The organism is Roseiarcus sp., from assembly GCF_049514155.1.
In the GTDB taxonomy this organism is placed as follows: domain Bacteria; phylum Pseudomonadota; class Alphaproteobacteria; order Rhizobiales; family Beijerinckiaceae; genus Roseiarcus.
The window spans coordinates 1-4,574 of the sequence record NZ_JBEKVH010000230.1 but is presented as its reverse complement, the minus strand read 5'-3'; the positions used below and the strand labels follow the sequence as shown (position 1 = coordinate 4,574).

At 70.4% G+C, this 4,574-nt stretch carries 6 protein-coding genes; 4 read left to right on the top strand and 2 right to left on the bottom strand.

The features are described from left to right. A partial coding sequence (gene tsaD / locus ABSF49_RS20420; protein WP_424114474.1) for a tRNA (adenosine(37)-N6)-threonylcarbamoyltransferase complex transferase subunit TsaD occupies positions 1–921 on the top strand: 921 nt, incomplete at its 5' end. Between the two features lie 7 nt (positions 922–928). Here tsaD and ABSF49_RS20415 read toward each other — a convergent pair. After that, positions 929–1,192 carry a hypothetical protein gene (locus tag ABSF49_RS20415; RefSeq protein ID WP_424114473.1) on the bottom strand — a complete coding sequence of 88 codons (264 nt, stop codon included), beginning with the start codon at positions 1,190–1,192 and terminating at the stop codon, positions 929–931. Positions 1,193–1,409: 217 nt separating this feature from the next. Between ABSF49_RS20415 and ABSF49_RS20410 the strand changes: the two genes are divergently transcribed. Continuing rightward, positions 1,410–2,120, top strand: a complete 711-nt coding sequence (locus ABSF49_RS20410) for a DUF1013 domain-containing protein (protein ID WP_424114472.1) — start codon at positions 1,410–1,412, stop codon at positions 2,118–2,120. A 10-nt stretch (positions 2,121–2,130) separates the two neighbouring features. Here ABSF49_RS20410 and chrA read toward each other — a convergent pair whose 3' ends face one another. After that, positions 2,131–3,342, bottom strand: a complete 1,212-nt coding sequence (chrA, locus tag ABSF49_RS20405) for a chromate efflux transporter (RefSeq protein ID WP_424114471.1) — start codon at positions 3,340–3,342, stop codon at positions 2,131–2,133. Positions 3,343–3,679: 337 nt separating this feature from the next. Here chrA and ABSF49_RS20400 point away from each other — a divergent pair, with 337 nt between their 5' ends. Then, a complete protein-coding gene (locus ABSF49_RS20400; RefSeq protein WP_424114470.1) occupies positions 3,680–4,096 on the top strand; it encodes a hypothetical protein in 417 nt (138 codons plus the stop codon). Between the two features lie 212 nt (positions 4,097–4,308). Next, a partial coding sequence (rplU, locus tag ABSF49_RS20395) for a 50S ribosomal protein L21 (protein WP_424114469.1) occupies positions 4,309–4,574 on the top strand: 266 nt, incomplete at its 3' end.

The following is a 4,574-nucleotide window of genomic DNA, read 5'->3' as shown; positions in this document are numbered from 1 at the left end:
GTTCCCGAAATCGCCGCGCGCGCTCATGTAGAAATCGTTGACATCCTCATCTCGCGCGCCTTCGCCACGGCGGGTCTCAGACCCCAGGACATCGATGGGGTCGCCGCCGCGGCGGGGCCGGGGCTGATCGGCGGCGTGCTGGTCGGGTTGATGGCGGGCAAGGGATTTGCGCTCGCGACCGGGAAGCCGTTCGTCGCAATCAATCACCTCGAGGCCCACGCGCTCGTTGCGCGGCTGGTGACGCGCGTCGCGTTTCCTTATTTGCTGCTGCTCGCCTCGGGCGGGCACACCCAGATCCTCGCGGTGAATGGGGTGGGAGATTACGTACGGCTCGGCGCGACGATGGACGACGCGATCGGCGAGGCGTTCGACAAGACCGCCAAGCTGCTCGGCCTGCCCTATCCGGGCGGGCCGGCGGTCGAGGCGGCGGCGCGCGACGGCGACCCCGCTCGCTTCGCTTTGCCGCGGCCGCTGCTCGGCCGGCCGAACGCCGATTTCTCGCTGTCGGGCCTGAAGACGGCGACGCGGCTCGCCGCTGAGGCGATCGCGCCGTTACGGCCGCGCGACGTCGCCGACCTCTGCGCCTCGTTCCAGGCGGCGATCGTCGACGTGATCGAGGACCGACTGCGGGTCGGCCTCAGGCTGTTTCGCGAACGGGTCGGCGCCGCGCAAGCGGTCGTCGTCGCCGGCGGCGTCGCCTCCAATGGCGCGATCCGCGACGGAATGGCGCGCTTCTGCGCCCAGGCCGGGCTGCCGCTGGTCGCGCCGCCGCCGAAGCTCTGCACCGACAACGGCGCGATGATCGCCTGGGCGGGGGTCGAACGGCTGCGCCTCGGCCTCGCCGACGACCTCGCCGCCCCGGCGCGGCCGCGCTGGCCGCTCGACCCCAAGGCCGAGCGGGCGCTCAACAACAAGGCCTGAGGCGAATCTACTTCGGCGTGGCGGTCGGCGCCGGCGTCGGCTGGGCCTGCAATTCCTTCTGCTTCTGCGCGTTCACCGCCGCCATGTGGTGGCCGACGATGCAGCCGCCGATCGCGCCGGCGACGACGTGATGGCCGGCGTAATGGCCGGCAACGCCGCCCACCAGCGCGCCCTTGAGGCAGCCCGCGGCCTGAGCCTCGCCCGCCGGGCCGGCGGCGAAGCCGAGCGCGAGGGCGGCGGCGAGGGCGAAAAGCGGAAGTCTGGAGGTCATGGGGTTTTCCTCGAAGAACGAAACCGACCCGCGGGAGGTAAGGCGAATCGCCCGCCGGCGCCAGGGCGCGCCAAGCGAAATTGCGCCGATTTGATTGCAATTCGCAGGGCCGACGCCTAATATGAGCGTATCCCCTCGAGTTTGACGATTTGAGGCTGCGCCTCAGCCCTCGCAGAGGGCGAACGCGCGCAACCGCAGGTCCAAGGAGCCCGACTTCATGTCCGATGCGCCGCTGATGCCAAAGGCCACCGCCGTCTGGCTGGTCGAGAACACATCGCTGACGTTCGACCAGATTGCGGAGTTCTGCAAACTGCACCCGCTCGAAGTGAAAGGCATCGCCGACGGCGAGGTGGCAACCGGCATCAAGGGCTACGACCCGATCTCGACCGGCCAGGTCACGCGCGAGGAAATCGCCGCTGCGGAGAAGGACCCCGAGCATCGCCTGCAGATCGCGTCGAGCAAGGTCAGGGTGCCGGAATTCAAGAAGCCGCGCGGCGCGCGCTACACGCCGCTGTCGCGCCGGCAGGACCGGCCGAACGCCATCCTGTGGCTGCTGCGCAACCATCCCGAGCTGAAAGACGCGCAGATCATGCGGCTGGTCGGCACGACCAAGCACACGCTCGACGCGATCCGCGACCGCAACCACTGGAACTCGGCCAATCTGCAGCCGATGGATCCGGTGACGCTCGGCCTGTGCTCGCAGATCGACCTCGATTTCGAGGTCAACCGCGCCGCCAAGGACCGCCCGAAGGTCGAAGAGGACCGCACCCAGACGCTGGTGCCGGCGGAAGTCACGACCGCGCGGCCGACGCCGTCGACGACCAGCGAGGTGTTCGGCGCGGCGCCGGCCGCCAAGAAGCCGAGCGAAGAGAAGATCGACGTCGAGTCGGTGTTCGGCAAGCTCAAGGAATTGAAGAAGGCGGAGTGATCGGCCGCGTTCACGCGGCGAGCGCCACGCCCGCCGCCGCGGCGAGGGCGGCGACGAGGAGCGGCGGCGCGCGCCCGGCGACGAGAAGCGCGAATGCCGCCGCCGCGACGGCGAAATCGCGTGGACTGAGCACCGCGTTGACGAAGGCCGGATTGTAGAGCGCTGCGGCGAGCAGGCCGACCACCGCCGCGTTGATTCCCGCCATCGCGCTTTGCGCGTGCGTCTCGCGCCGCAGCTCGCGCCAGAACGGCAGCGCGGCGACCAGCGCCAGCAGCCCGGGCAGGAAAATCGCCGCCAGCGCCACAACGCCGCCGGCGAGCCCGGCCGGCGGCGTTCCGGCGAGCGCGCCAAAACCGGCCGCCACGGCGAACAATGGCCCTGGCAGCGCCTGCGCCGCGCCATAGCCGGCGAGGAACGCGCCCTGCGACAGCAACCCCGGCTGAACCAGCGCATCGCGCAGCAGCGGCAGCACGACATGGCCGCCGCCGAACACCAGCGCGCCGGAGCGATAGAAAGCGGCGGCGAGCGCCGCGAGCCCTTCGCCGGCCGGCAGGAACGACAGCGCCAACAGCGCCAGAAAAATCGCCAACGCGGCGAGCGCGGCGCCGCGCGACAGATGGGGCGCGAAATCGTCGACCGGCGCGGCTGCGGCGCCGCGAACCGCCGCCAGTCCGGCGAGAGCGCCGCCGACGATCGCCGCGAGCTGGGCGAGCGAGCCGGGAACGAACGCGACCAGCGCCAGCGCCGCCGCGGCGATCGAAGCGCGCGGCGAGTCGGCGCAGAAGCTCTTGGCCATGCCGAGCACGGCCTGGGCGATCACCGCCACCGCCATCAGTTTCAGCCCGTGCAGCAGGCCGGCGCCCCACCAGAGGTCTGCGATCCCCGCCGCGCCATAGGCGAAGGCGAGCATCAGCGCCGCCGAGGGCAGGGTGAAGCCCGCCCAGGCGGCGAGCCCGCCGAGCCAGCCTGCGCGCGTCAGGCCGATGGCGAAGCCGACCTGGCTCGAAGCGGGCCCGGGCAGGAACTGGGCAAGCGCGACGAGATCGGCGAAAGCGCGCTCGGAGAGCCAGCCGCGCCGCGCGACGAACTCGCTGCGGAAATAGCCGATATGGGCGATCGGCCCGCCAAAGGACGTGAGGCCGAGCTTGAGGAAGGCGAGGAGGACTTCGCTCGCTGCGCGCCCCCCGTCCGTTCGAGCCGCGCGCGCCCCAGCGTCCGCCATCGACGATCCTTCGCTTGCGGGGCCCCGGCGGCCCGGAGCGTCGGCGCACCATAGGGGGCGGCGCGCGGGGCGACAAATCCGTTCAGCGCGCGGGCGTTTTCAGCGACTTAGGCGCCATTTCGCGCGCGGCCGGCGGCGAGCGTGGCGCACCCCGACGCCGACCGAGCGCTATGAGACGTGCGCGTCTATAGAATTAAAGCTATGAGCGATCGTCTAGCCAGGCGCGCCAACCCCACGACCGCTCCCTTAGCGAAAAGACCGGGCGGCGCCGGCTTCCCGCAGGCTTAAGAATTGCTTAATCTCATTCCCGAGGAGGCCAGCCTCGTGGAGAAGGGTCATGAAAATCTCGCTGACCGTTTCCGTTTTCGCGACCGCGCTCGCCGCCGCCCCCTTCGCGTCGGCTGCAGCGGCGCCCGTGGTTCGGGCGTTCTCGCCTCCGCTGGTCGGCCAGCCCTGGCGCGGTGGCGAGCGTCACGCCTTCTGGCGCGGCGGAGAGGGCGACCACGACTTCTGGCGCCATCGCCACCGCGACGAATTCCTCGGTCCCATCGGCCCCATAGTCGGCGATGCGTCCGAACCCGGAACTGAAGCGACGCCGTCGCCGTTCGTCGTTTCCGCGCCGGTGTTCGTCAACGTGACGCTCGCGCCGGCGGCCGAACCGCCGCGGGGCTGGACCGACGGACCGAAGCTGATCGTGATCGGCCGCGGCGCGCCGCAGCATGGGCATTTGCCGCTCATCATCTACGGCGACTGATCGGCGCCCAAACGAGCGGCGTTGCGATTGACTCCGCCGGCGCCGGCGACTATAGGACCGGTGCTCGCGCGCGGCTTCTTGAGGCCGCGTTTTTGCTTTGCCGCCTCCGCGCGGCGGGGCCGGGCGCCTAAAACCAGCAGGTTGCAAGCTGCAAAGAAGCCGGCCGCGCGGAATTCCGCGTAAGAGCCGGGATGAACACGGGAAGCAAAACGATGTTCGCAGTCATTCGCACCGGCGGCAAACAGTACAAGGTCGCCGCCGACAATACGATCACGGTCATGTCGCTCGAGGGCGACGCCGGGTCGACCGTAACTTTCGACGACGTCCTGGCGCTGTTCGACGGCGAGACCAACCACGTCGGCTCGCCCAATGTCGCCGGCGCCCGCGTGCTGGGCGAAATCGTCGAGCAGGCGCGCGGTCCGAAGGTCATCGCCTTCAAGAAGCGCCGCCGCAAGAATTCGCGCCGCAAGCACGGCCA